Raw genomic sequence first — 22384 nt, 5'->3', positions numbered from 1 at the left:
ACTCACTCAACACGATGACCGCGGCGCAACGGCGCCGGCAGCCAGAACTCACCTACCTCAAACGCTGAGCCCGAAACGGAACCCGCCCCAATGGCGGCCCTTGACCCGGATCGGGGCCGAGAGATCCTCCATCACCAGGAACTGGCCGCCGCCCATGTCGCGCCGATAGGTCTGCAGCAGGAACGGCTTCTGGTTGCGCGCCGCAGCCAAGCCGGTGCGGTCTGCGAAGATGCGCCGGTTGCGGCAATTGGCGTTGTTCCAGACCGTGTCACGCCCTTGGGGTTGCGAGTATTTCTGGTTATGCGTCGGCAGGAAGCCGTTGCGATCGACCGCCGCGCAGAACACGATGCGGCGGTTCGAGGCCAGCAGCGGCTCCTGGATCGGCGGCAGGATGCGGTCGGTCAACCCGACGAAGCGCGTCATATGCTGCAGCGGGTCCGAGCCGGCGATCGGCCGGTAGCTCTCGTCGAACAGATCCGCCATCGTCAGTTCGCCACGCGCCAGCGCCTGCTCGAACAAGGCCCCGATCTGCCCGGCCGTCTCCATCGCGGTCGCGATCAATTCCGATTGCGCGGTGCGCACGCCGGACGCGGCGATGGCGCCCAGGATCGCCTCGCTGATCGAGACGAGTGAGGTGGTGCGCTGCGCCGCGCGATCGAGGTTCTCGCTCGACTGATCGACCCCGGCGACCAACGCCGTCAGATCCTCGCCGACCTTGGCGCAGGCGACGGCATTCTCGCGCGTCGGGTTCGAGATCGCGTCGATGTCGCTGATCAGCTTGACGACCGAGCGGCCGAAACTGTCGAGCTCCCCGACCTGCAGCGCGATGCTCTGGCTCCCCTCGCTGGCGCGGCGCGCGGTCTGGGCATTCTCCTGGCTCCTGCGCGCGAGCTGGTCGACCGATTTGACCAGTATGTCGAGCTGCTTGGCGCTCAGCGCGGTAGCGTCGCGAGTCTGCTCGGCCAGTTGCTTCACCGCAGCCGCGATGACGGCAAAGCCGCGCCCGGCCGTACCGCTGCGCGCCGCCTCGACGCCGGCATTCACCGAAAGCAGCTGGATCTCGCGGGTGATCGACTGGATAGCGTCGCTCGACACCCTGACCTTATGGGCGTCGGAGACCGCCTCGGCCAGAGCCTGCGACATCGCCTGCGCGCCATGCGACAGCGCCTCGATATCCGATTGCGCCGCGTTGAGCCCGACCCTGACTGCGCCGGTGACGCGCTCCAGCCCGCTCCTGACCACGGACGCCGTCTCCTGCGCCCCTTCCGCCGCCTGCTGGATGGCGCGATTGGCGCGCGAGACCTGCTCGACGGCGCTGACGACGCGGTGCAGCCCTTCGGCTTGCCCCTCGAGCTGGCCCGTCACATCGCCGATGCGCCCGGCGATATCGGTGATCTCGACGCCGAGCTTGCCGAAGCGCTCCGAGATCTCGCGCACGGCATGCGCGGCTCCAGCCTCATGCTGTGCATCCTCATTGGCCGGCTCGGGGGCCTTCAGAGCGAGCGCATGCATGGCGGGGGTGACCCTCGGTCGTGGGATGTCCGCCCAGACCGTAACGAAACGTCGTAAACCTGCCGTTAATGCGAGAAAACGGGTCGGGAACCATCGCTCATCGCGCCGCCTTGAGGCCGGCCAGCGGTCGCGCCGGCAGCAGGATCGTGCCCGAGGCGGCCACCACCAGCACGAGGCCGAGCCAGTCGCTCGGGCTCGGCCGCTCGCCCAGCAACACGACCGAGCCGAGCACGCCGACGGCGGGAACCATCAGGGTGCCGATGCTGGCGATACCCGCCGGCAATCGCGCGATCACGGTGAACCAGAGGAAATAGGCCAAGGCCTGCGCGCCCAGGATGTGGAAGCTCAAGGCCGCGAATGTGCGCGGCGCCAGCATCTTGGGCACCGGCAACCCCTCGAAGACGAACATCCCGAGCGCGGCGACCGCCCCGCCGATCAGGAGCTGCCAGGCGGCCACCGTCAGGGCTGGCGCCGAGACCGGCCAGCGCTTGGTCACGATCGTACCCAGGGCCCAGCTCAGGGCGGCGATCAACGCGAACAGCAGGCCGAGCGTCAGCCCGCCGCCACGGATCAGCGGCAGCCCCAGCGACGCGAGCCCGGCTATGCCGAGCGCGAGCCCGAGCAACTTGCGCCGGTCGAGCGCCTCGCCCAGCCAGAGCCGCGCCAGCAGCGTTGCCCAGATCGGCATGGTGAAGGTCAGGATCGCGGCGCGCGAAGTCGGCGCCATCAATTGCGCAAAGGCGAGCAGGACGTTGAAGGCTGCAATCGAGAGGAACCCCGCCAGCAGCAAGCGCGGCCATTCCGGGCGCCGCACGCGCAGCGATTGGCCGCGCAAAAGTGCAACGGCGACCAGCGTCGATCCCGCGAAGGTCATGCCGCCGGCACGAAGCGTCCAGGGTGCGATCTCGCTGAGCGATATCCTGACGGAGGGCCAGTTGAAGCCCCAGAGCAGGCCGAGCAAGGGAACGAGAAGGAGCGTGCGGGCGTTGGTCGAACTCATGCCACGATTATGGCAGAGACGCGGTGCCGGCCGTCATGCGAAGTCGTCTGCGCCATGTGCAGAAAAAGCAGCAGATGAGGTGTTCCGGAAAACCGCCAGCACCGCAAATTTTTGAACGCCCCCCTCTGCATCCGCAGAACTGTTGCGTGCATAACGTAAAGGCAAGGCCGAGCCAGCAAGCCAATCGGCCCATGGAGGATCTCATGACCAACGCGACTTCGTTTTCCCGCCGCTCGCTGCTCGGCTTCGGCGCGGCCGCCATCGCTGTCTCGGCCGCCCCCAGGGTCTGGGCCCAGGCCGCGGCGCCGGCGGCTCCGGCTGGCCCCTTCTCATTGCCCAAGCGCGCTTACGAGACCAACGCGCTCGAACCCAATATCGACGCCACGACGATGGACATCCACTACACCCGCCACCACGCCGCCTATGTCGCCGGCCTTAATGCCGTTGCCAAGGACCACGGCGTCGTCGCCTCGACACCCCTCCACAAACTGCTCGGTGATATCGGCTCGGTTCCCGAAGCGGCCCGCACCGCAATCCGCAATGCCGGCGGCGGCCATGCCAACCACACCATGTTCTGGGAGGTCATGGGCCCGAATGCCGGTGGCGCACCGACCGGAGACGTCGCGGCCGCGATCACCAAGGATCTTGGCGGCTTCGACAAGTTCAAGGCCGATTTCGAGGCGGCGGGCCTGCGCGTCTTCGGCTCGGGCTGGGTCTTCGTCACGGTCGGCGCCGACGGCAAGCTCGCCTTGCTCGGCAAACCGAACCAGGACAGCCCATTGATGGACAAGCATATGGTCCTGCTCGGCAACGATGTCTGGGAGCACGCCTATTACCTGAAGTACCAGAACCGCCGCGCCGACTACCTGAAAAGCTGGTGGAACGTGGTCAACTGGGCCAAGGTCAATGAGCGCTACGCCGCCGCCAAGGCCGGCAAGCTGACCGTCTGAGCGCGCACCGCTTTCCGACACCATCACGCCCGGCTGAAAGGCCGGGCCTTTTTTTGTCCGGGTTCCGGCTGCTCCCCGCCAGACATCGTCATGCCCCTTGCACATCAGCCCGGAGGACTCTAATCTAGAATTATTCTAAACTAGAGATCTCACATGCTCTCACGCTTCTCCCTGCCCGGCCTCACCGGCAAACGCCGCTTCGACGATCTGTCGGAGAAGGAAATCCTCGCCCTGGCGATTTCCTCCGAGGAGGAGGATGGCCGCATCTATGCGATCTATGCGCAGAAGCTGCGCTCCGATTATGCCGCCTCGGCCGCGATCTTCGATGGCATGGCGGAGGAGGAGGACGAGCACCGCAGACGGCTGATTGACCTCTATCAGCGCCGGTTCGGCAACCTCATCTTGCCGATCAGGCGCGAGCATGTCTCTGATTTCTACACGCGCAAGCCGGTCTGGCTGATCGAGAATCTCGGCCTCGACCGGATGCGGGAAGAGGCTGAGGACATGGAGCGCCAGGCCCGCGACTTCTATGTCGCAGCGGCCGGGCGTTCGAGCGATATCGACACGCGCAAGCTGCTCGGCGAATTGGCGGCGGCCGAAGCCAAGCATGAGAGCAAGGCGCAGGACCTGACCGCAACGCATCTCGGCGGCGAGGCCCGCGCCGACGAGGACATGGCCGCCAAGCGCCAGTTCATCCTGACCTGGGTCCAGCCCGGCCTTGCCGGATTGATGGACGGCTCGGTCTCGACGCTGGCGCCGATCTTCGCCACCGCCTTCGCGACCCAGAACCCCTGGACCACCTTCCTGATTGGCCTCTCGGCCTCGGTCGGCGCCGGCATCTCGATGGGCTTCACCGAGGCCGCCCATGACGACGGCAAGATCTCGGGCCGGGGCGCGCCCTGGAAACGCGGACTGGCCTCGGGCATGATGACGATGCTCGGCGGGCTCGGCCACGCCTTGCCCTATCTGATCCCGTCCTTCTGGACCGCGACCGCGATCGCGCTCGTCGTCGTCTTCATCGAGCTCTGGGCCATCGTCTGGATCCAGAACCGCTTCATGGAGACGCCCTTCCTGCGCGCCGCCTTCCAGGTCGTGCTCGGCGGCGGGCTGGTGCTGGCGGCGGGGATCTTGATCGGCGGGGCTTAAGGCTCGCATGCGGAGACGGCCCCTGCCAATGAGCAACCAAACGGTTGCAGGTTGGGACGACAATTGCTAATTGACGAGCAACCAGGAGGTTGCTCGTGATGTCAGATCGCATCGAAAAGAAAGTTCATCTCCGCGCACCGCTCGAACGCGTTTGGCAGGCCATCGCTGATTCCAGTCAGTTCGGCGTCTGGTTCGGCGTCGTCTTCGACGGGCCGTTCGTGGCCGGCACCCGGCTGGTCGGGCGGATCACGCCGACGCAGGTCGATCCCGAGGTCGCGGCGATGCAGAAGCCCCATGAAGGCAAGACCTTCACCTTCATCGTGGATCGCGTCGAGCCGATGCGGACGATCGTGTTTCGCTGGCACCCCTACGCAGTCGATCCGGATGTCGACTATGACAGCGAGCCGATGACGCTTGTCACTTTTGATCTCGCAGAAGTCGCCGATGGCGTTCTGCTGACAATCAGCGAGTCCGGCTTCGACGCCATCCCGCTGAGCCGCCGCGCTGAGGCCTTCACCGCCAATGATGGAGGCTGGACGAAGCAGGCTGAGCTGATCAAAAAATACCTTGTCGGCACGTCGGCATCCTAGCCCGCCATCGCAGGAAACCGATCATGTCGATCGCGGATCAAGCCGCAGGCCATGCCGGCCGTAATGCCCTCGTCTTTGCCGCTTTGGGAGACCCGACGCGGCTGGGCATTGTCACGCGGCTGGGCGCCCGCGGGCCGCTGTCGACCATGAGCCTGACCTCCGCAACGCGGCTTTCGCGACAGGCCATCGCAAAGCACCTTCGCGCGCTGGAGGATGCGGATCTGGTGCACGGCAAGCGCGGCGGACGCGACAAGGTCTGGGAACTGCGGACCGAGCGCCTGGAGGATGTGGGCGCTTACCTTGCCCAGATCTCGGCGCAGTGGGATCAGGCTCTTGGGCGTCTGCGCGATTTCGTCGAGCTTGAGCAGCCTTAAGCGAGCGCAGCCGGTGCCCGCGCCTCGCAAACGCCCGCCTGCGCCAGCGCATAGGCCGCGCGCAGGCACAAATCCTCGCGCCAGGGCGCGGCGATCACCTGCACGCCGATCGGCAGGCCCGCGCCGAACACCGGCACGGCCGCGACGGGTAGGCCGATGCAGGAGATCGGCTGGGTGAACAGGCCGAGATTGGGCCGCAGCGGCACGGTCTCGCCGCGCAAGCTCAGCGTCTTCTGGCCGATGTCCGGCGCCGGACAAGGCGTCGCCGGGGCAATGATCAGGTCGACATCGGCGAAGACCCGCATCATCGCGTCATGGAACCAGCGCCGCGCCGCTTGCGCCTGGATGTACCACGCCGCCGGCTGCATCGCGCCGGCGAGGAAGCGGTCACGCGTCTCGGGATCGAAATCATCGGCCCGCGCCCGCAAACGCTCGAGATGGAAGGCGGCGCTCTCGGCATTGGTGATCAGGAAGGCCGCAGCGCGGGCAATGCCTGCCCCCTCCAGCAGCAGATTCCGCGTCGCGCCAAGAGCCGCGGCAACCGCCTTGACCGCCGCATCGGCCTCCGGCATGCCGTCGGTCGCGAAATACCCTCCGGCCACCGCGATGCGTAAGCCCGAGACGCCATGCATTAACGTCGGCAGCACCGGTTCGACCGCCCGTTGCGCGCAGGCTGGATCATGCGCGTCGCCTCCCTGCATCGCGTCGTAGGCCAGGGCGAGATCGGTCACGTCGCGGGCGAAGGGGCCGAGATGGTCGAGCGAGTCGCAGAACGGAAAACTGCGCGTGCGCGGCAAACGGCCATAGGTGGGTTTGAGCCCGAAGACACCGCAGAGCGAACTCGGCACGCGGATCGAGCCATTCGTGTCCGAGCCCAGCGATAGCGGAGCCAGCCCCGCCGCCGTTGCGGAACCGGAGCCTGACGACGAACCGCCGGCCATGCGCGCAAGATCGTGCGGATTGCGGCAAGCGCCGTCATGGGCATTCTCGCCGGTGAAGTCATAGGCGTATTCGCCCATGTTGAGCCCGCCCACGAGCACCGCGCCGGCCGCGCTCAACCGCTCGATCAGCACGGCGTCGCGCGGCGCCGGCGCGCGTTCGCGATTGATCTTCGAACCAGCCCGCGTCGGCAGGCCCTCGATGTCGAAGAGATTCTTGGCAGCGAAGGGCACGCCCGCCAAAGGCCCGAGCGTCTGGCCCGCAATGCGCGCCGCATCGATCCTGCGCGCCTGCACCAAAGCCCGCTCAGTGGTGACGTCGGTAAATGCGTTGACCTGCGGATTGACCCTGGCGATCCGGTCGAGGAAGCCGGTGACGACGGCCTCGGCCGAGATCGCGCCATCCTTGATCTGCGCCGCGATCAGATGGGCCGGCGTGAAGGCATCGAAACTCACGCAGGCTCTCCGTCGCTGGTCCGCCCCGGCCGGAACACCGGCGCGAGCTCGAAGGAGGCGTTGTCGAGCGGCGCGGCACGCAGGATCTCCGACATCAGATGCGCGACACCAAGGAACTGCAGCACGCCGGGGCGCTGCGCCTCCGTGATCGTGAGGCCCAGCGCCGGAGCCATCGCGTCGAGATGGCGCGCGGCGTCGAAGGCAGGTTTCGTCTGGCTCATTCGGCCGGTTCCAATATGCCCTGCGATTCGGAGATCATCGGCTTGGGCGCCTCGGCCCCAACCGGCGAGCGCGAGCAGAGATAGAGGAAGCCCGCCACCATCGCATAGGCGAGGCTGATCGAGGGTGTGACGCCGAGCCCCTTGCCGACGCCGATCGCCTCACCGTGCATCAGCCCGAAATAAGTGAGGACGGCGCCTGCAGCCGCGAACGCCGCCGCCTGCAGGAACTGCTTCTCGATGACGAAGACGGCGATGGCGCCGAGCACGAGGCCCGACAGGATCGCGCCGCCGCCCATCAGTTCGAGCCCGTGATAGAGCACGCCCATATTCGCCATCTTGTCGATGCCAACCGCCGCCGCATTGGTGCCGGCGGCTCCAAGCGCCCCGTCGATCAGCACCTTGGCCCAGGCGGCAAGATGCGGCGTCAGCGCCAGCACGATCGCCGGCGCATGGCTCACCGGCGTGGTCTGGAAGGCCTGCGCGCCGATCAACATGCCAATATAGAGCAGGATCGGCGAGATCGCGACGATCGGGATCAGCGCCAGCAAGAGTGCGATGACGCCAAACCAGCACAGCACGACGACGATCAGCCCGGTCGCAGCGGAATAGCCGATGCGCCCACCCATCGCCTTCCAGCCGGGATGGCCGATATAGACCGCGTTGATGAAGGGATTGCCCATCAGGCAGCCGATCAGGCTAACGACGCCGTCGGCCGTCAGCACCCGTGTCGTCGGGTAATGGTCGCCGGCAGCCTCCGCGCTCTCGACATTGTCCATCGCCTCGACGAGATCGTAGATGCCGAAGGGGATCGCGGTGACGAGGATGACGCCGAGATAGCTGAAGCCCGAGAAGACATGGTCGACAGCCGGCAGCGGCAGCGAGAAGCCGAAGGTCGAGAAGGCCGCTCCCAGCTTGGCGAGGCTCAAGCCACCGACATCGAGCCCCAGCAGCGCCGAACCCCAGGCGATGACCATGCCGAAGGCGATGGCGACAAGGCCCGCCGGAATGCCCCTGGGATAGCGCACGCCGCCGAACCAGCTCACCAGGATGATCGCAAGGCAAGTGAGCCCGATCGCCGGCGTGAGGAAGATCTCCAGCGCCGGGCGCATCGAGATGAAGGCGATCGAGACGCCAGCCAGCGTGCCGAGCAGCGCCGCGCGCGGCGTGATCTTGCGGATATAGGGCGCGATGAAGCCGCCGATCATCAGGATGAAGCTCTGGAAGAAGACCCAGACCAGCCCCGCCTCCCAACCTTTGACCGGATCGCCGGTCATCGAGGCGATCGGCAGCATGATCACGAAGGTGACGACGAACATATGCGGCACGCTGATGCCCGAGGGCAGCGCGCAGACATCGTCGCGGCCGGTCTCCTTCGCCAGCTTGTAGGCGAGCCAGGCATAGTACCCGGTCGAGAGCGCCATCATCAGCCCAAGCGCCGGCAGGATGCGCCCGAAGACGATCTCGCCCGGCATCTTCAGCACGAATTGCAGCAGGCCGGTCAACACCAGCAGGTTGACCAGGATATTGGTGCCGAAGCCGAACAGGGCGTTCCAGTCGCCCGGCGTCCAGAGTTTCGGTGAGGTCGTCGCCGCGGTCGCCGTCGCCATAGCCCCCTCCTGTGTTGTGCTCAGGCAGGGCGCCTGGCAGCACCGAGCGCTGCCAGCACCTCGCCTGTCGTGGAAACCCAGCCGAAAATCCCGCCCTGGGCCGCGATCATGCGCAGACCCACCGCATGGAATTCCGGAAAATAGGAGGCGCAGGCGTCACCGAGCACGAGGCAGCGATAGCCCCTGTCATTCGCCTCGCGCACCGTGGTGTGGACGCAGACCTCAGTCGTCACGCCGGTGACGAGCAGCGTCTCGATGCCGCGATTGCGCAACATCAGGTCGAGATCGGTCTGGTAGAAGGCGCCCTTGCCGGGCTTGTCGATCACCGGTTCGTCGGCCAGCGGCGCCAGCGCCGGAACGATGTCATGGCCGGCCTCGCCGCGGATCAGGATGCGCCCCATCGGGCCTGCCGCGCCGATACGCTTCTTCGGATCGCCGCGCAAAACCTTGGCCGGCGGTGCGTCCGACAGATCCGGCCTGTGCCCCTCGCGGGTATGGATCACCAACATGCCGGCTTCGCGCGCACCGGCCAGGATGGCCTGGCAGGGTCCGACCGCAGCGACGAGCAGCGAGACATCATTGCCGAGCGCTGCCCCGAACCCACCCGGCTCCAGGAAATCGCGCTGCATGTCGATGATCACGAGCGCGGTGCGCGCGAAATCGACGCTGAGTGGAGAAGGCTGGGCTGGAATCTCGGACCGGCTCACCGAAAACGCTCCCGTCACTGGCGAACGGAACGGGCTTTGCAAGGGCTATGCCTGAAAGCCAACGAGCCTGACCGAGCGGGCCTCCGCCGAGAGGGATAATCGTAAGATTATGGAATCACATGGAAATCAGAACGGCCATTTCGCCGAAATCGAAATTCTCCCCTGACGCCGAGGCAGAGGCCGGAGCTGCCTATCGCAAACGTGCATAATCCTTGTATGCATCGAGCTAATTAATGCCTGTTTTATAGCCCCTCGCCGAGAGACCTTGCCGTGCCGACACTGAGTGCCCTCCTCGCCGACCATCTCGACGGCCGCGCCACGATCGCCGAGACGATCGCCGCCAGCTATGCGCGCCACCGCGCCCATGGCGATGCAGCCATCTTCATCAGCCTGCGGCCCGAAGCCGAGGTTCTGAGCGAAGCGCAACGCCTCCAGGCCGAGGGTCCGCGCGGCCGCAAGCTCTGGGGCGTGCCGGTCGCGGTGAAGGACAATATCGACGTCGCCGGCTTGGCCACCACCGCGGCCTGCCCGGCCTTCGCCTATACGCCGACAGAGGACGCCAGCGCCGTGGCGCGGCTGCGCGCGCAGGGCGCGATCATCATCGGCAAGACCAATCTCGACCAGTTCGCCACCGGGCTGAACGGCACACGCTCGCCCTATGGCGTACCGCGCAACGCCTTGCACGCCGATCTGGTTCCCGGTGGCTCCAGCTCGGGTTCGGCGAGCGCGGTCGCGGCCGGCATCGTCCCGGTTGCGCTCGGCACGGACACGGCGGGCTCGGGCCGCGTGCCCGCCGGCCTGCAGAACCTCGTCGGCCTCAAGCCGAGCCTCGGCCTCGTGCCCACAGCGGGCGTCGTGCCCGCCTGCCGCACGCTCGATTGCGTCTCCGTCTTCGCCTTGACGACCGACGACGCCTTTGCGGTGCTGGAGGTGGTCGCAGGGCCGGACGCCTCGGATCCCTTTTCGCGCGCCGTCACTCTCGGCCAGCCGGGCGCGATCCCGCCGCAGTTCAAGCTCGGCATTCCACGGGCCGCCGATCTTGATTTCGACGGCGATGCCGAGGCGGCGCAGAGCTTCGCGCTGGCAGTCGAACGCGCCCGCTCGCTCGGCGCGACCATCGTGCCGCTCGACATGACGCCGTTCTACGACACCGCCCGCCTGCTCTATGACGGCCCCTGGGTCGCGGAACGCTTTCTCGCCATCCGCGACCTGCTGGCCCACGACCCCGAGGCGATCCTGCCGGTGATCCGCCAGGTCATCGCCGGCAAGCCCTTGCCGGACGCAGCCGACGGCTTCGCCGCGCGCTACAAGCTGGCCGAACTCGCGCTGGCTGCGAAGGCGGGCCTGAACGGCATCGACGCGATGATGGTGCCGACGGCACCACGCCCGGTCACGCTGGCGCAGATGGCGGCAGACCCCATCGGCCAGAACTCCATGCTCGGCCGCTACACCAATTTCGTGAACCTGCTCGACATGTGCGCGCTCGCCGTGCCGGTGAGCCTGACCGAAGGCGGCACGGCAGCCGGCGTCACCTTCATCGCGCCAAGCGGCCATGACGCGGCGCTGGCTGGCCTCGGCCGCACCTTCCATGCCGCATCCGGCCTGACCCTGGGCGCGACGGGCACGCGCGCGCCGGTGCTGGCGGCGCGGCCCATCGCCCCCGCTCCCGGCACGATCGAGATCGCCGTCGTCGGCGCGCATCTCTCCGGCATGCCATTGAACGGCGAATTGACCGCGCTCGGAGCGAGCTTCCTGCGCGCGACGACGACCACGGCCGACTACCGCCTCTTCGCCCTCCCCGGCGGGCCGCCGGCGCGGCCCGGCCTGGTGCGCGTCGCGCCCGGCCAGGGCGCGACGGTCGCGCTCGAAGTCTGGGCGCTGCCCGCAGAAGGTTTTGGCCGCTTCGTCGCCGGCATCCCCTCCCCGCTCGGCATCGGCACGCTCGCCTTGGCGGATGGCACGCGGGTCAAGGGTTTCCTCTGCGAGGCCATCGCTACGGAAGGCGCGCGCGACGTCACGGAATATGGCGGCTGGCGGGCTTATGTCTCGGCGCAAGCGAGCGCGGCGTGAGCTGCAAGGCGGCGGCCTCTTGCTCGCGAAGCCGTCGCCCCTTATGTAGTCATGTGTAGTCACATTAAGGTGCCACAATGAAGGAAGTTCAATTGCGGGAGGCAAAAGCCTCTCTCTCGTCCCTGGTCGACCGCGCTGTTGCCGGGGAGCCGGCCCTGATCACCCGGCATGGGCGCAAGGAAGCGGTCGTTCTATCTTTCGCCGAGTATGAGCGTCTGTCACGGGTTCCAAGCTTCGGCGAATTGCTCGCCGCCTTCCCTGCCGCGCAAGACGACATTCCTGAGCGGGATCGCGCAGCCCCCCGCGCTATCGATCTTTGACCTATCTGCTCGATACCGACGTGCTCTCGGCTGCGGCGCCACCGAAGGCGCAGGCGCGGGCCGAGTGGAACGATTGGCTATTCGGGGCCAGCGACCGACTCTACCTGTCGACAATCACATTGGCCGAGATCGAGCAGGGCATCGCCGCCGCCATCGGTACCGGCGCGACGACGAAGGCGGAGAAGCTGCGCCTGTGGCTGGCGACGGTCGAACAGCTCTACGGAGAGAGGCTGCTGCCGTTCGATGGGAACGTTGCCCGGAGAGCCGGCGCCATGCTGGACAAGGCGCGCGGCCATGCAATGGGCTTTGCCGACATTGCCATCGCCGCGACCGCAGCGGCACATGGGCTGACCTTGCTGACGGCGAATGAGCGGCATTTTCGTCCGCTCGACATCGCATCGCTCAACCCGTTCACGCGCTTGCCGCCACTATAACGCGACAACGCCTCACCGTGCCTCGGCATAGCTGCTGAAGGCATCGCGCACGATGCCGATATGGGCGCGCATCGCCTCGGTCGCGCCAGCCTGATCGCCGCGCAGGATCGCCTGCACGATCGTATCGTGCTCCTGATAGGAGCCGCCCAGCCGCCCCGTGGCGCGGAACTGCGCCCGGCGAAACGGCGCGACACGCGCCCGCGTCATCAAGGTGAGCTCGGCGAGATAGCCATTATGCGTGCCGGCATAGATCGCGGCGTGGAAAGCCTCGTTCGTCTCGTGATAGCGCGCCGGGTCGCCCTCGTGGACGAGCGTGCGCAAGGCCTGGTGCAGCGCCTCGAGCCCGCGCCGCTCGGGCACCGTCATGTTGCGGGCAGCAAGCCCGGCGCAAAGCCCTTCGAGCTCCGCCATAACCTCGAACATGTCATGGAGCTGGCTCGGCGTCGGCAGCGCCACGACGGCGCCGCGATGCGGCCTGACGCTCACGAGCCCCGAGCTCGAGAGCTGGCGGATCGCCTCGCGGACCGGCGTGCGCGAGACGCCAAAGCGCGCGGCGAGCTCCTGCTCGTCGAGCGGCGTGCCGGGCTCGAGCGCGCCCGAGACGATTTCGTCGGCGATCTGGAGCCGCAAGGTTTCCGTGCGCGTGGGGGCTGTGGGCTTAAGTCCAACGGCGGCGGCGCGGCGAGGCGGCATGGATCAGGACCAGGGATTCGGCGGAAGCGCGAGCATCTGCTTAAAGCGTTTTCGAGCGAAGTGGACACCAGTTCGCGTCAAGAAAACGCCCTAGAACAAAAAGCTGGAGCGGTTGAGCGATCCGATTGGACCGGAGACTGCTCTAGCAGGCCGGCACATACGGGTCATGGCGCAGCGCAACCGGACGTCATTCCGGGATCACGCTGACATGGGCGCTGACGACCCGCCAGCCTTCCGGGAACTTGACCCAGGTCTGGCTTTGCCGCCCGATCTTGCCGACCATGCTGTCGCGCCGGAACAGCGTGTTGGCCGTGGCCATGGCATCGCCATAAGTGGTGATGACGGTACGCTCGATCGTGCGCATCACCCCGACCGGCGAGCGCGCCGCGCGGAAGGCCGCGATTTCGGCATAGCCATAGAGATTTTCCCCGACCCCGTAGCGCAGCGTCTGCGGGCTGTCCTTGAACAGCGCATCCAGCGTCGTGACGTCATTGGTCGTCAGCGCCGTCTCATAGGCGGCAAAAGCGGCCTCGACTTCGGCAAGCACGGCGGGGTCGTTGATCTTCATTCCTGTATCGTCCTTGTTTCCACCCTCACCGTCATTCCGGGCGCAACGAAGCGGAGACCCGGAATCCATCGAAGAGCGCTGAACTCTACGATGGATTCTGGATCGGCGCCGCAAGAGCGGCTTGTCCGGAATGACGGTGAGGGTGTCATGTCACATCGGCGGGTGCGGAATCGCGGTCAGCAATTCCTGAGTGTACGCCGCCTGCGGATTGCCCAACACCTCCTCGGCCGTGCCTTCCTCGACGATCGCGCCGGTCTTCATCACGATGACCCGGTCGCAGAGCAGCCGCACCACGTTGAGATCATGCGAGACGAAGAGATAGCTCATGCCGAGCCGCCCCTTCAGCTCTTCCAGCAGGTTCAGCACCACGGCCTGAACCGAGACATCGAGCGCCGCTGTCGGTTCGTCCAGGATGACGAGATCGGGGTCGAGCGCGATGGCGCGTGCGATGCCGACACGGGCCTTCTGCCCGCCCGAAAGCTGGTGCGGAAAGCGGTCGATCAGCTCGACCGGCAGGCCGACGAGCCGCGCCAGCTCCTCGCAGCGGGCGCGCAGGGCATCGCGACCCGAGATCCCGCCCATGCGCAGGATCGGGTCGGCGATCGCCCGCTCGGCCGTGAAGCGCGGGTTCAGGCTATCGGTCGGATCCTGGAAGACCATCTGGATGCGCCGGCGATACGGCGAGGCCGCGAAAGATTTGGCCGGGATCGCGCCGATATCGGCGCCGTCGAAGACGATACGCCCGCCGCTGGGGTCGATCAGTCGCGTGATCATCATCGAGGTCGTCGATTTGCCGCAACCGGATTCGCCAACGAGCCCGAGCGTCTCGCCCTTGGCGAGCGTGAAGCTGATACCGTCGACTGCGCGAAAAGCGGATTTCTCCGGCTCCGCCTTGCCCCTGAGCTTGGCGAAGAAGGCACCCGTGGCAGGTCGCGGATACTCCTTGACCAGCTTCTCGACCCGCATCAGCGGCTCAGTCCCCGCGGGCGTCGCCTGAGGCGCCCTCGCCTCGGCCGGCGGCCCCTTTGGTGCATCCGGCAACAGATCGGCGAGTGACATGCCGATGCGCGGCGTCGCCCGCATCAGCTTGCGGGTATAGGGGTGCTGCGGATTGCGGAAGATGTCGGCGGCTGCCGCCGTCTCCACCACCTTGCCCTTCTCCATCACCACGACCCGGTCGCAATAGGCTGCCGCCAGCCCGAGATCATGGGTGATCAGGATGGTCGACATAGCCCGCTCGCGCGTGAGCTCGACGATCAGGTCCATCACCGCCTTCTGGGTGGTGACGTCGAGGCCCGTCGTCGGCTCGTCAGCGATCAGCAATTGCGGCTGGCAGGCGAGCGCGAGCGCGATCACGACGCGCTGGCACATGCCGCCCGAGAGCTCGAAGGGATAGGCGTCGTAGCGCTCCTCAGGGCGGGCGATCTTGACCTTGGTCAGGGCCTCGATCGCCTTTTCCCTGGCGGTCGCGCGCGTCGCCTGGACATGCTGCAGCAGCACGTCCTCAATCTGCCGGCCGACCTTGCGGATCGGGTTCAGCGCCGCGCGCGGGTTCTGGAAGATCATCGAGATCTCGCGCCCGCGCAGATCGCGCATCTGCGCCTCATCGGCCGTGACGAGGTCGATGCCGGAGAATGAGATCGCGCCCTCGGCGACGCGGCCTGCCCGATCGAGGATGCGCACCACGGCATAGGAGGTCACCGACTTGCCCGAGCCGGACTCGCCGACGATCGCGACCGTCTCGCCCTTGGCGACCTGGATGTCGATCGACTTCACCGCCTGAACGGCGCCGCGGCGTGTGGCGAATTCGACGGTGAGGTTCTTGATATCGAGAAGGGGCGGAGAGGTCATTGAGCGCCGCCCTTGTCATTCCGGGGCTCGCACAGCGAGAACCCGGAACCAACGACTGGGTGAGAGCTGGGAAGCGAGCAGGGAGCGCCCCTGCCCGTGGGTTCCGGGTTCGCGGCTGCGCCGCGCCCCGGAATGACAGAGGTCAGTGCAATGACAGCGGTAAATACCTGGGCCCGCATCAATTCCTCCGCTGCGGATCGACGAGATCGCGCACGCCATCGCCGAGCAGGTTGAAGCAGAACACCGCGATCATCAGGGCCAAGCCCGGAAAGAAGGCGATCCACCATTCCCCGGAGACGATGAAGCTCGCCCCTTCCGCGACCATGATGCCCCATTCAGGCGTCGGCGGGCGCACGCCCAAACCAATGAAGGAGAGGCCCGCCGCGTTCAGGATGGCGTAGCCCATGGTCAGCGACATCTGCACCGCCATGATCGGCATGATGTTGGGCAGGATCTGCGTCAGCAGCAGCCGCCAGTCGGAATTGCCCGAGAGCCGTGCCGCCTGCACGAAACCGGCCTCGCGGCGCACATTCGCCTCGGCCCGGGCGACGCGGGCATAAAGCGGGAAATTGATGATCGCCGTCGCCAGCACGATATTGGTGACGCTGTTGCCGAGCGCCGCGACGATGCCCATCGCCAGTACGAAGAGCGGGAACGCCATGATCGTGTCGGCGATGCGCCCGACCAGCTTGTCGACCCAGCCGCCGAAGAAACCGGCCATGACGCCGGCCAGCCCGCCGAGCACGAAGACGAGCGCGACGGAGAACACCGAGATCGAGAAATCGAGCCTTGTCGCTGCGATGACGCGGCTGAAGATGTCGCGGCCAAGCTGGTCCGTGCCGAACCAATGCGCGCGGCTCGGCGCCTGCAGCGCCGCATTGGTGTTCGAGGCGAGAGGATCATACGGCACGATCGAAGGACCGATCAGCGCCGCCAGCAGGATCAGCGCGAACAGCCCGAAGGCGAGCCCCGTCACCGGGTTTTCCGCCACGATATGGCGCGCATGCGCCCACAGGCTGGTCGAGGGCGGTGCCTCGAAGCGCAGTGCTGGCGAGGATTCAGCGGGCAGGGATTCGGCGGGAACAGGCTCGGGTTCTTTTTTGACGATTTGGGACATGTCGTTCACGGCCTCACCCCTCCAGCCTGACGCGGGGATCGATGACGCCGTAGAGCACGTCGATCATGAGGTTCAGCGCGACATACATCACCGCCATGGTCAGCACGAAACCCTGGATCGGGGCGTAGTCCGAGGCGATCAGCGCCTCGACCGCATAGGAGCCGATGCCCGGCCAGGCAAAGACCTTCTCGACCAGCACGTTGGCGCCGAGCAGGAAGGAGAACACCATGCCGAGCGTCGTCACCACCGGCAGCATCGCGTTGCGGAAGGCATAGGTGCCGATGACCTTGCCGTTGGTCAGGCCGCTGGCGCGCGCCGTGCGGACGAAATCGGCGCCGAGCACAGCCAGCATCGAGGCCCGCGTCATCCGCGTGATCGGCGCGAGCGAGAAGATGGCGAGTGTCACGGCCGGCAGGATGAGCTGCGAGAAGGCGGCGCGAAAGCCCTCAAGATCGCGCGCGAGCAGCATGTCGACCAGCAGGAAGCCGGTGACACCAGGCGGCTCGGAGGCAAAGACATCGAGCCGTCCGAGCGGCGCCGGAGACCAGCCGAGCAGGAAGTAGAAGACATAGACCAGCAAGAGGCCGGTGAAGAACACCGGCAGCGAGACGCCCGCCGTCGCGACGATCCGGCAGAGATGGTCGATCCAGGAGCCCTGCTTCACCGCCGCCAGCACACCCAGCGGCAGCGCCACCGCCATGGCAAGCAGCAAGCCCGCCAGCGTCAGTTCGGCCGAGGCCGGCAGCCTCGCCGCGATGTCCCTGGTCACCGGCTGGCCGGTCGTCAGCGACTGGCCGAGATCGCCCTTCAGCAATGCCGTGACATAGGAGACGAACTGCACCGGCAGCGGCTGGTCGAGACCGAGCTTGCCGCGGATCTCGGCGATGGCCTGGGGCGAAGCTGCCGGCCCGGCGAAATAGGCGGCGGTATCGCCCGGCAGGACCCGCGTCAGCAGGAAGGTGACGATGATCACGCCGATGATCGACGGGATGGTCGTCATGAGGCGCTGGCCGATCATCTTGAGCATGGCTTGGCCTCCTTCAACAGGTTTCTGAACCGTGTCGTCATTCTCGGGCGCAGCCCCCGGGTCCGGCTTTGGCCGGCCCAAGGATAAACTCCACGCAGACCCGAGAATCTCTGTCAGGAGATGCTCGGGCCTAGCCCGAGCATGACGAAGGGACCGCTCACCCCTTCGTCAGGTAGCGGAAATCCGGCTCGCGACAGGGCTGGAACTGATAGCCGCCGATCGACTTCTGCATGGCGACGTCATGGGTCGGCTGGGCGATCGGCACCATCGGCACCTCGACGTTCACCAGCTTGATGAACTCGACGACGCTCTTGTCATAAACCGTCTTGTCGGCAGTGAAGCGGGCCTCGTCGACCAGCTTGTCGAGCGCGGGGTTCTGGTAGGCGGCGATGTTGAAGATCGAATTGTTGCCGTGCATCGTCCAGAACAGATAATAGTCGGGATAGTCGAGCCAGCCGGCGAAGCGGTTGAGGACCATCGGGTTGGTCTTCTTCTGGATTTCGCCGCGGAAATTGGCGCCCGGCACCTTCGAGATCTCGACATTGATGCCGATGGTCGCGAGCGCCTCCTTGATCAGCACCGACATCGGCTCGGCCACCGTCGCATTGCCGGCATCGAACAGCAGCGTCGTCGAGAAGCCACCGCCGGCCGCATCGACCAGCGCCTTCGCCTTGGCGACGTCGGTCTTGTAGGGGAAAGGTTGCGGCCAGGCGACCTTGGGCGTCTCCGGCCCGCCTGACATGTCGACGCCGCGCCCGAACAATGAGGCCTGCAGCATCTTCTCATAGGGCATCACCCAGGCGACGGCCTGGCGCAGGCGGACATCCTTGAACGGCCCGACCTGCGTGTTGAGATAGCAGCCCCAGACACCATTGGGGATTGGCACGCCGACGACATTGACCTTGCCGGCGTCAGCCAGATCCTTGAAGTCTTTGGGCGGCAGACCGTAGGAGATGTCGGCGTCGCCGCGCTCGATCAGGGCCCGGCGGGTCGAGGGCGAGGCGATGTCGCGCGCGATGATGCGGCGCAGGCTCGGCAGCTTGCCGCAGGCCCAGGCATCGTTGCGGACATAGATCGTCTCGACGCCGGGCTTCCAGCTCTCGACCTTGTAGGCGCCGGAGCCGGCGATGTTGTTCTTGAGATAGTCCTTGGCCCAGGGGTCATCGCCACCATTCTTGATGGCAAGCTCGGAGTCGAACACGAAGGGGATGGTGACGGCCAGGTTCGGCAACGTCATCTTGTCCTTGCGGATGAAGTCGATGCGCAGCGTCTTGTCGTCGATCACGACGAACTGCTCCGGCTTCTCCAGCGAGCCAGCGTTCATCTGCGTCGTGGCGAAGCCGCCGATCGAGACCGCGCGGTCGAGCGACCATTTGACATCTTTGGCCGTGACCTTGCGCCCGGAATGGAAGGTGGCGTCGCGCAGCTTGAAGGTGCAGCTCATACCGTCTGAGGCAAGCTGCCAGCTTTCCGCCAGCTCGCCCTCGAGCTCGCCCATCGCGATCGTGTTGCCGCCCCCGCCCGGAATCGGCACCGGCTTGAAGCGCAGCAGCCGATCGTAGCAGTTCAGCGCCACACCATTGACCGGCTGCGACGAGCCGATGCCCTGCATGTCCAGGCTGTTGGGGCCGTATTCCTGCACCAAGAGCAGCGTCTCGCTGCGGCTCGGCGCCTGGGCCTGCGCAGCGCCGTTGCGGGCGATGAAGGGCAGGCCGAGGCCGGCAGCAATGGCGGTGCGGCGTGTGATTGTCATGGAGCGATCCCTCGATGCGCGGACAGGCTGGCATGCGCCAGCAGCCCTGGAACGGCGCTGGCGACGGAAAGACACCATTCCTCATGCACAGAGCGTGCCGCCCCAAACCGCGCTCGAAAGCACGATGATGGCGGCGGAACCCAACCTCGTTTGAGGCCTTCGCAGTGTGGCAGAAGCCGGTTTTTCTTGCGATTGCCGCCTGTTCGCGCTGAAAGCGACCTCGAATTCGCGATCGACAGCGCTTGCCGAATGAAGCACGTCAATGCACGCTGCGGCATGCCTTTGGCCAGATTACATGCATCTTGTATGCACGACGGCTGTATTCGCCTATTTCATAAGCAACCCATCGAACTGCCAGCATCGAAGACACGGCTGGACGGCGTTACCGGTCGCAGACTCTATCGCTCGAGGATATGCGCGCCGCCGTGTACGGAGAGCCGGACGCGCGCGCCCGGCAGAGGCAGATCGCGGCCCGGCGAGCGGACGAGGACGCGTATCCGCGCCTCCTCGAAGCCGACCCCCACGGTGATGGCGCAGAGCGCTCCGCCGAACTCGACCTCTTCGACCTCGCCATGACAGGCGGCAGTCTCCTGGGGGCCGGTCGCGGCTGGCGAGAGGCTGATCTGCTCCGGCCGCAGCATGATCTCGCCGGGGCCGCGCCGCGCGCCGGTCTCGGCCGGAATGCGCCCGAGCGCGCAATCGACGAAGCCCTCGCCCAGTTGCGCCTCCAGCATCGTCGCATCGCCAAGGAAGAGCGCGGTCTCGCGGTCCTTCGGCTGCCAGTAGAGCACGCCCGGCGCACCGACCTGCATCAGCCGCCCTCCCCGCAGCACCGCGACCTGATCGGCAAAGGACAAGGCCTCGGCCTGGTCATGCGTCACCATGATCGCGGTGATGCCGGCCTGGCTCAGCACGCGCATCACCGATTTGCGCACCGCCTCGCGCAGGCCGGTATCGAGCGCCGAGAACGGCTCGTCGAGCAGCATCAGCGCCGGCCGGCGCGCCAGAGCCCGGGCCAGCGCCACGCGCTGCTGCTGACCGCCGGAGAGCTCATGCGGGCGGCGGCGCAACATGGCGCGATCGAGCTCGACCATCTCCATCAGCTCGTTGACGCGCTGGTCGCGCTCCGGGTCTCTGGCATCGATCCCGAAGCCGATATTCTCGGCCACGCTCAGATGCGGAAACAACGCCCCATCCTGCGGCACATAGCCGATGCCGCGCAGATGCGCCGGCGCGATCAATGGCCCGTCCGCCAGCACCTGGCCGTTCAGCGTCACGCGGCCGGCATCGGGCGCATCGAAACCGGCGATGATGCGCAGCAGCGTGGTCTTGCCGGAGCCGGAGGGGCCGACGATCGCCGTGCGGCTGCGCGCCGGCACGGTGAGATCGACACCCTCCAGCGCGATCTGCGGACCGTAGCGCTTGCTCAGGCCGATGACGTCGAGAAGGCTCACTGTCCGGCGACCCGTCGCGATTGCGCATGCAGGAGTGCCGTCAGAGGCAAGGACAAGGCGATCATCAGCGCCGCATAAGGCGCAGCCGCCGCATAGTCGAGCTCATTCGTCAGCGCCCAGAACTCGGTCGCGAGCGTGCGCGTGCCATTGGGCGCGAGCATCAGCGTCGCGGTCAGCTCGGTGGTGACGCCCATGGCGACGAGCGCCATGCAGGCGGCGACGCCCGGCGCCGCGAGCCGCATCGTCACCGAGAAGATCGCGCCGGCCGGCCTGCGCCCGAGCGCGATCGCGGCGCGCTCCAGCTCGACTGGCACCTGCGCGATGCCAGCGCGCAGGCCCACCAGCGCGCGCGGCAGGAACATCAAACCATAGGCGAGGAGCACGGTCGCGACCGTCTGGTAGAGCGGCAAGGCGATCCTGACCGTGATCGTGACCAGGGCAAGCGCGACCACGACCCCGGGCAAGGCGCCGACATAGTAATGGCAGCCTTCGAGAACCCGCTGCAGCCGGCCCGGCGCGCGCACCGAAAGCCAGGCCATCGGGATCGCCACGAGCGTCGTCGCGAGGGCCCCGCCGGCGGCATAGAGCAGCGTCTCGCCGAAGGCCGACGCCAACTCCCGCGCCTGCCAGATCTCGCTGCCGCCGGCGATGAGCCAGCGGCCAAGCGCATAGGCGGGCACGCCGAGCGCAAGCCCGCTCAGCGCGAGCGGCAGGAGCATGGAAACCCCGCGCGCCCGACCAAGACGGCGGCGCGAGGCTGGGCGCGGCGCGCCCGAACCGACCCGGGCATAGCGCGCATCGCCCCGGATCAGCACCTCGAGCCCGAGCAGGCCGAGGCAGGAGAGTACGAGCACACCCGCCAGCATGTTCGCGGCTGGCCCGTTATAGCTCGACTGGAACTGGTCGACGATCGCGGTGGTGAAGGTGTCGAAGCGGATCATCGCGTAGAGGCCGTATTCGGCGAGCAGATGCAGCCCGATCAGCAAGGAGCCGCCGCAGAGCGCGATCCGCAATTGCGGCAGCACGACCCGCAGGAACACCCGCCAGGGATCGAGCCCGAGCGACGCGGCGGCATCCTCCATCGCCGGGTCGAGCCGGCGCAACTGGGCCGCCACCGGCAGATAGAGAAACGGCAGATAGGCCAGCACCGAAACGAAAACGGCGGCAAAAAGCCCGTGCATCCCCGGCGCGACGCCGATCCAGGCATAGGACTGCACGAAGGCCGGGATCGCCAGCGGCGCGACCGCGAGCCAGGACCAGAACCGCGCGCCCGGCACGTCGCTGCGCTCGGTCAGCCAGGCGAGCGCCACCGCCAGCACGATGCAGGGCGGCAGGGTCAGCACTTCGAGCAGCGCGGTATTGACCAGCAATTCGCCGACGCGTGCCCGGAAGATCAGGGCAGACGCCGTCTCCCAGCCGGTCTGGAGCGTGATCCAGAGAATGAAACCGAGCGGCAGCAGCGTGACGAGCGAAACCAGCGCCGCCAGCCCGAACAGGGATTTGGCCGCGAGCTGCCGGACCCGGCGCAGCGGCAAGGGCTGCGTCGCGAGGACGGGATAGGCTCGCAAGGGCTGCGCCTGCAGGGTCATGAACGCG

Annotated in this window: 21 protein-coding genes; 7 read left to right on the top strand and 14 right to left on the bottom strand. The window is 66.8% G+C overall.

Going from position 1 to position 22384, the window contains the following annotated elements; genetic code table 11:
• Positions 1-57: 57 nt before the first annotated feature.
• Positions 58-1512: a methyl-accepting chemotaxis protein gene (locus J2Y55_RS21185; RefSeq protein WP_310157681.1), complete on the bottom strand. Its 1455-nt coding sequence runs from the start codon at positions 1510-1512 to the stop codon at positions 58-60.
• A 97-nt stretch (positions 1513-1609) separates the two neighbouring features.
• A complete protein-coding gene (locus J2Y55_RS21180) occupies positions 1610-2512 on the bottom strand; it encodes a DMT family transporter (RefSeq protein ID WP_310157678.1) in 903 nt (300 codons plus the stop codon).
• Positions 2513-2715: 203 nt separating this feature from the next.
• Between J2Y55_RS21180 and J2Y55_RS21175 the strand changes: the two genes are divergently transcribed.
• From J2Y55_RS21175 to J2Y55_RS21160, 4 genes are all read left to right on the top strand, one after another.
• On the top strand, positions 2716-3462 hold the full coding sequence (locus tag J2Y55_RS21175) for a superoxide dismutase (RefSeq protein ID WP_310157677.1): 747 nt from the start codon (positions 2716-2718) through the stop codon (positions 3460-3462).
• A 153-nt stretch (positions 3463-3615) separates the two neighbouring features.
• Positions 3616-4608 carry an iron exporter MbfA gene (gene mbfA, locus J2Y55_RS21170; RefSeq protein ID WP_310157674.1) on the top strand — a complete coding sequence of 331 codons (993 nt, stop codon included), beginning with the start codon at positions 3616-3618 and terminating at the stop codon, positions 4606-4608.
• Between the two features lie 98 nt (positions 4609-4706).
• Positions 4707-5198, top strand: coding sequence for an SRPBCC family protein (locus J2Y55_RS21165; RefSeq protein WP_310157672.1), 492 nt, complete (start codon positions 4707-4709; stop codon positions 5196-5198).
• Positions 5199-5221: 23 nt separating this feature from the next.
• Positions 5222-5572 (top strand): ArsR/SmtB family transcription factor, encoded by a 351-nt coding sequence (locus J2Y55_RS21160; RefSeq protein WP_310157669.1) that lies wholly within the window; start codon positions 5222-5224, stop codon positions 5570-5572.
• Here the strand turns inward: J2Y55_RS21160 and J2Y55_RS21155 are convergent.
• From J2Y55_RS21155 to J2Y55_RS21140, 4 genes are read right to left on the bottom strand one after another with little or no spacing between them, the layout of a single operon-like run.
• A complete protein-coding gene (locus tag J2Y55_RS21155; protein WP_404978995.1) occupies positions 5569-6966 on the bottom strand; it encodes an AtzE family amidohydrolase in 1398 nt (465 codons plus the stop codon). The genes J2Y55_RS21160 and J2Y55_RS21155 overlap by 4 nt on opposite strands.
• Entirely contained in the window at positions 6963-7187 is a 225-nt protein-coding gene (locus tag J2Y55_RS21150) for a DUF4089 domain-containing protein (RefSeq protein ID WP_310157667.1), read from the bottom strand. The genes J2Y55_RS21155 and J2Y55_RS21150 overlap by 4 nt, the downstream gene beginning before the upstream one ends.
• The gene (locus J2Y55_RS21145) at positions 7184-8794 is read right to left on the bottom strand and encodes a regulator (RefSeq protein WP_310157666.1); all 1611 of its coding nucleotides are present in this window, start codon (positions 8792-8794) and stop codon (positions 7184-7186) included. Before J2Y55_RS21145 ends, J2Y55_RS21150 begins: the two co-directional genes overlap by 4 nt.
• A 20-nt stretch (positions 8795-8814) precedes the next feature.
• Positions 8815-9501 carry a cysteine hydrolase family protein gene (locus tag J2Y55_RS21140; RefSeq protein ID WP_310157663.1) on the bottom strand — a complete coding sequence of 229 codons (687 nt, stop codon included), beginning with the start codon at positions 9499-9501 and terminating at the stop codon, positions 8815-8817.
• 270 nt (positions 9502-9771) lie between these two features.
• Here J2Y55_RS21140 and atzF point away from each other — a divergent pair, with 270 nt between their 5' ends.
• The 3 genes from atzF (at position 9772) to J2Y55_RS21125 (ending at position 12325) form a co-directional block, all read left to right on the top strand.
• Complete coding sequence (gene atzF / locus J2Y55_RS21135) at positions 9772-11571, top strand: allophanate hydrolase (RefSeq protein WP_310157661.1); 1800 nt, start codon at positions 9772-9774, stop codon at positions 11569-11571.
• A 77-nt stretch (positions 11572-11648) separates the two neighbouring features.
• Positions 11649-11891 (top strand): type II toxin-antitoxin system Phd/YefM family antitoxin, encoded by a 243-nt coding sequence (locus tag J2Y55_RS21130; protein WP_310157660.1) that lies wholly within the window; start codon positions 11649-11651, stop codon positions 11889-11891.
• Positions 11888-12325 (top strand): PIN domain-containing protein, encoded by a 438-nt coding sequence (locus J2Y55_RS21125; protein WP_310157658.1) that lies wholly within the window; start codon positions 11888-11890, stop codon positions 12323-12325. Before J2Y55_RS21130 ends, J2Y55_RS21125 begins: the two co-directional genes overlap by 4 nt.
• 12 nt (positions 12326-12337) lie before the next feature.
• Here the strand turns inward: J2Y55_RS21125 and J2Y55_RS21120 are convergent, their stop codons facing one another.
• The 8 genes from J2Y55_RS21120 to J2Y55_RS21085 all read right to left on the bottom strand — a co-directional run bounded on the left by J2Y55_RS21120 (position 12338) and on the right by J2Y55_RS21085 (position 22377).
• The gene (locus tag J2Y55_RS21120; RefSeq protein ID WP_310157656.1) at positions 12338-13018 is read right to left on the bottom strand and encodes a GntR family transcriptional regulator; all 681 of its coding nucleotides are present in this window, start codon (positions 13016-13018) and stop codon (positions 12338-12340) included.
• 187 nt (positions 13019-13205) lie between these two features.
• The gene (gene hpxZ, locus J2Y55_RS21115) at positions 13206-13586 is read right to left on the bottom strand and encodes an oxalurate catabolism protein HpxZ (RefSeq protein ID WP_310157654.1); all 381 of its coding nucleotides are present in this window, start codon (positions 13584-13586) and stop codon (positions 13206-13208) included.
• Between the two features lie 150 nt (positions 13587-13736).
• Entirely contained in the window at positions 13737-15437 is a 1701-nt protein-coding gene (locus J2Y55_RS21110) for a dipeptide ABC transporter ATP-binding protein (protein ID WP_310157652.1), read from the bottom strand.
• Between the two features lie 178 nt (positions 15438-15615).
• The gene (locus J2Y55_RS21105; protein WP_310157650.1) at positions 15616-16554 is read right to left on the bottom strand and encodes an ABC transporter permease; all 939 of its coding nucleotides are present in this window, start codon (positions 16552-16554) and stop codon (positions 15616-15618) included.
• A gap of 13 nt (positions 16555-16567) precedes the next feature.
• Positions 16568-17581 carry an ABC transporter permease gene (locus J2Y55_RS21100; RefSeq protein ID WP_310157647.1) on the bottom strand — a complete coding sequence of 338 codons (1014 nt, stop codon included), beginning with the start codon at positions 17579-17581 and terminating at the stop codon, positions 16568-16570.
• 157 nt (positions 17582-17738) lie between these two features.
• Entirely contained in the window at positions 17739-19334 is a 1596-nt protein-coding gene (locus J2Y55_RS21095; RefSeq protein WP_310157644.1) for an ABC transporter substrate-binding protein, read from the bottom strand.
• 398 nt (positions 19335-19732) lie between these two features.
• Entirely contained in the window at positions 19733-20788 is a 1056-nt protein-coding gene (locus J2Y55_RS21090) for an ABC transporter ATP-binding protein (RefSeq protein WP_310157641.1), read from the bottom strand.
• Complete coding sequence (locus J2Y55_RS21085; protein ID WP_310157639.1) at positions 20785-22377, bottom strand: ABC transporter permease; 1593 nt, start codon at positions 22375-22377, stop codon at positions 20785-20787. Before J2Y55_RS21085 ends, J2Y55_RS21090 begins: the two co-directional genes overlap by 4 nt.
• Between the last annotated feature and the right edge of the window lie 7 nt (positions 22378-22384).

This window comes from Allobosea sp. BE125 (genome assembly GCF_031456075.1).
Classification (GTDB): Bacteria; Pseudomonadota; Alphaproteobacteria; order Rhizobiales; family Beijerinckiaceae; genus Allobosea.
The sequence above is the reverse complement of the archived record's forward strand: the minus strand, read 5'-3'. Positions and strand labels throughout refer to the sequence as shown.